Here is a 4,128-nt window from a genome sequence, read left to right on the forward strand (position 1 = left end):
GAGCGTAGTGGGCCGACAGAATCACGCCATCTTCGATGATCATGTTGGCGGATTCGTAGTGCGGGTTGAACAGCAATTCATGCTTGGTTGGATCCGCCAGGTCCTCAGGGGCACATCGAAAGATGCCACGGTCATGAGGCATCTTGCCGTTGTTTCCGTTGGCATCGGAGGCCCAGTAGAGTTGCCCGTTGACGAAGTTGAGTCCGCCGGATTTATATCGAGAGTTCGAATTGACGGACACCAAGATTTGCCAATCCCACGCATCGTTCGCAGCGTCGTACGTGCCACGAAGCCAATGGCATTCTTGGTGATTGTTGCCACCGGCGTCGATGCGATCGTGGTCACCCGTGCAAGCGTAGAAAGCGTTCTCAGCGGGATTGTATGTCACGCAGTGAACGTGCCTGCAGACGACCGGGTTGTCAGGGTCGCCGAGTAGGTCATCGGGACCGGCACCGGGTTGCTGGAACGTTGGACTTATACCAAATGAGTAGGCAATTTTGACGGACTCGCCTTGGTCGGTCGAATAGTAAATGTTGACTGGCACGGCTCCACCCAGCACGTTGCAGTAGTTGCCCCACACCAACATTTCTGATCCATTCACGTCCCAGGTGTGGACACCATCGAGTGGATGAAAGTACCAACCCGGATTTGCCGGATCGAGCGGTTGATGAGGTAAGTAGTCGCTGCCGTCGGTGTCTTGTACGACAACTTCCTTGTACGTTTTCAATTTGTCGGTGCTGAGAAACAATCGCGTGCGAGTTGCGAACAGGATGTTTCCGTTCCCGAGGATGCAACTGAACGTGATGTTTTCCGAATCGCGAAAAATGGCGTCGTGCGGCCAGGTATGTCCGTTGTCTTCGGACAGATAGATTTTCCCCTGGCCAAACCCAAACGCCTTGTTGTCTCTTTGGGAATCGATGTATGGCCCCTCAGGAGCCAACCGGTACCAGAAATGAGGCGTTTCGGAAACGGCTGTCTCGTCGGCCCAGACTCGGTCGTTGGCTTGCAACATCACGCCACTGCCGACCGCAGCAGAGAACAGCCAATCCCGCCGAGTCAATGAAAGGGAAGATTCACGTCCGGGGCGTCGCGTCATGGTGAATTTGGTGGTGCGGGGAAACGGGTGACATCGATCACGACGGCCAATTCTAGCCGACCAAACATCGGCTATCATGGTCTGCGATTCGTTTCGCTCGCCCGCCTCCGCCATCCCTTGTGGCCCACTTCCCATGATCCATTCCCGGTTCGGCATCCTTGCCGTTAGCATTCCGTTGTTGTCAGCCATTCTGGGTTCGCTTGCTCTGTCGCCTCACTGCGTCCAGGCAGAGGAATGGAACATTTTCCGAGGACCGTCGGGAAACGGAATCGCCGACACCGACGCAAGCGTTCCCACGGAATGGTCGCCCGAGAAGAACATTGCTTTTCGAACGGAGTTGCCTGGGCAGGGTTGGTCGTCTCCAGTCGTTGCGAATGGGCGGATCTATGTGTCGGCGGCGATCCCCGCGGATTCAGAATCCGATTCGAGTAAGCCAGAGTTTGACCTTTCATTAGTCATTCTCGACGCAAAGAGTGGCAAGCTGTTGAAGTCCGTTCCATTGATGCAACAAACCGCTGAGAAGAGTGCGAGGATTCACAAGAAGAATTCGCACGCCAGCCCGACGCCAATTGTGGAAGGCAACCGCGTATTTGTGCACTTTGGATACCAAGGAACGGCGTGTGTGGACCTCGATGGCAATCTGATCTGGAAGAACCGCGATCTGTATTTCAAACCCGTCCACGGAAACGGGGGGACTCCGGTGTTGGTCGACGACAAGCTGATCTTCACGTGCGACGGAGCCAGAGACCCCAAAGTCGTCGCTTTGAATGCCGAAACGGGGGCGATTGCATGGGAAGTCGATCGGCCTGTGGAGGCAGATCGGAAGTTTTCGTTTTGCACGCCGTCGACCATCGTTGTCGCGGGGCAAAGACAAGTCATCGCGCCCGGCAGTGATTGTGTGTTGGCACTTGATCCCGCCAATGGCAATGTGATTTGGCAAGTGCGTTATTCAGGTTACTCCGTCATCCCAAAACCGGTTTACCACAACGGATTGGTCTATTTGTCGACCAGCTACGACACGCCCAGCATGCTGGCCATTGATCCGACCGGCACGGGGGATGTCACCGACTCGCATCTGAAATGGTCGCTCAACAAGAACGTGCCCCACACGCCATCGATGCTCGCCGACGAAGAGTTCATTTACTCGGTCAGCGACGATGGAATCGCGATGTGTGTGGAGGCGGCAACCGGCGACATCGTCTACAAGAAACGCGTCGGCGGTGGGTTTTCCTCGTCACCGATTTTGGTGGATGGCAAGATCTACTACACCAACGAATCCGGCGAGACGACGGTCATCAGGACCGGTCCGGAATACAAGGTCCTGGCGAAAAACGATCTTGGCGAACGAACGCTGGCATCGGCCGCTGTCGATGGCAATGCCTTGATCATGCGAACGGCCGATGCGATCTATCGGATCGAGGAGTAGCCGGTTGATTCTTGTCACGAATGTTGTGACCTACAACGCTCGGCGAAGCAAAGAGGCAGGGATGAATGGTGGCTGGCGTCTGAGTTTCGCCCTGGATGGCGCCGTCGTGGGAGTTGGGAGCGTCCCTCGCTGACGCGTTTTGAAGTTGCGCGTTAATCAAAACCCGAAGCGTCAGCGAGGGAAAAACGATGTTGACTTCGCCTCGCTAACGCGTTTTGAAGTTGCGCTTTTGGGGCGAGTATTCATGCAGCGACTCGGTATTCTTGCGGGATCGAAGCTGCGAGTAAACGTTGCAGCTTTTTGAGCCCGCCAGAAGTTTTTATTCTTTTTTCGATGTACTTCAGCTGGTCGCGTTCATTTGCCTGGCGGACCGCATGGCACAGTCCGTGGAGACGTTGTCGTTGCCACCACTGCTGGCGATCTTTGCTCAAGCGGCGATCGAGCATGTGCGTGATCCGCTCGTGTTCTAGGTACAGCACCGTCGTGATCGCAAGGTTCACCCAGGCCTCCACGGCGCGGAAGTCGATGAAGCTGTACTGCGAAAAGCCCAGCGTCGATTTGAGTTCTTTGAAAAACAGTTCGATCTGCCAGCGAACGCTATACAGTTCCAACACCTCGGTCACACTCAACCAAACCGCGTTGGTCAGCAGGATTTTGACATCGTCGGGAGTCGCCTTTTCCAGGTTTGGTTTCATTGTCGAAAAAACGATCTGCACGTCGCCAACGCTTCGCACCTTTCGTCTTTCCTGATGAGCGTAGTAAACGCGTGGTTTTATTTTCGGCCCAACACGCCATTTGGAAAGCCGCCGATAGTCAGCGTACTTTCCCGTGAACGCTCGAAGCCTGATGGTCTTTAGCGACAGACTCGTCCAATCCTTCAGTCGAGATCGCAACTGGGGACGCTCCCCAGTCGGTCCTTCGTAAACCCGCTCGGGGTTGGCTGGGAAAACCCAGGTGTATCCTTTCTCGTCGCACGCTTCTTGGACGACTTTGGCTTCATACGCGGTGTCGCCCAAAACGACGACTTCTGCGTCGTCGTCCAGCGGTAGCGTACGAATCATTTCGGCTGCCGCCTCGGCAGTGGTCATGTGAACGATGCCATGCTCGGCGCAGTATTCTTTGGTTCGGTGGGGAATCTGCATCGGGATGCGGATGCCCGAGGGCGTGATCAGCAGGCCAAAGGTGAAGCTGTGCACATTCTTGCGAACGACCTTTTTGTTGTTGTATCGGAATCCCTTCTTGATCTTGCGACGAGTGCGGTTGCCAGTGCTGAAGGTGTTTTGCGTTTTCTTGCCTGACTGGCTGACCAGGGTCGCGTCGATTAGGAAGAGGAACTTGCCACGCTTTTTCTCTTTGGCCAGAAGCATCCGCATCAACGGCTCGTTGAAGTCGTGCTTCTGCCACCGCGGACGGGCGAGAAACCGAGTTAGTTCGCCTCGGTGGATTGGTTCGGCCGCGATGGCACCAGCAGCCGCACTGCAGCTCATCCGTCCACGGTGCATGATGAAGGTCAGCACGATTCGCAACATCATCATTTGTGCCAGCGGCTTGAGCCCAGTTTGGCAGAGGAAGGCCTTGAGCTTGGGAGCGACTTCGGGGACGATGA

At 55.5% G+C, this 4,128-nt stretch carries 3 protein-coding genes; 1 reads left to right on the forward strand and 2 read right to left on the reverse strand.

Annotation, left to right across the window (positions count from 1 at the left end; all coding sequences use genetic code 11):
* Positions 1–1,096, reverse strand: a 1,096-nt coding sequence (locus tag ACF8AM_RS24340; RefSeq protein ID WP_392558142.1) for a hypothetical protein, incomplete at its 3' end; no start/stop codon positions are given.
* A gap of 178 nt (positions 1,097–1,274) precedes the next feature.
* Between ACF8AM_RS24340 and ACF8AM_RS24345 the strand changes: the two genes are divergently transcribed.
* Positions 1,275–2,522, forward strand: a complete 1,248-nt coding sequence (locus ACF8AM_RS24345; RefSeq protein WP_392558143.1) for a PQQ-binding-like beta-propeller repeat protein — start codon at positions 1,275–1,277, stop codon at positions 2,520–2,522.
* Between the two features lie 242 nt (positions 2,523–2,764).
* Here the strand turns inward: ACF8AM_RS24345 and ACF8AM_RS24350 are convergent.
* Positions 2,765–4,128 (reverse strand): transposase (locus ACF8AM_RS24350; protein ID WP_392558144.1); only part of this gene is annotated, 1,364 nt, incomplete at its 5' end.

This window comes from Rhodopirellula sp. JB055 (assembly GCF_043100905.1).
Classification (GTDB): Bacteria; Planctomycetota; Planctomycetia; order Pirellulales; family Pirellulaceae; genus Rhodopirellula.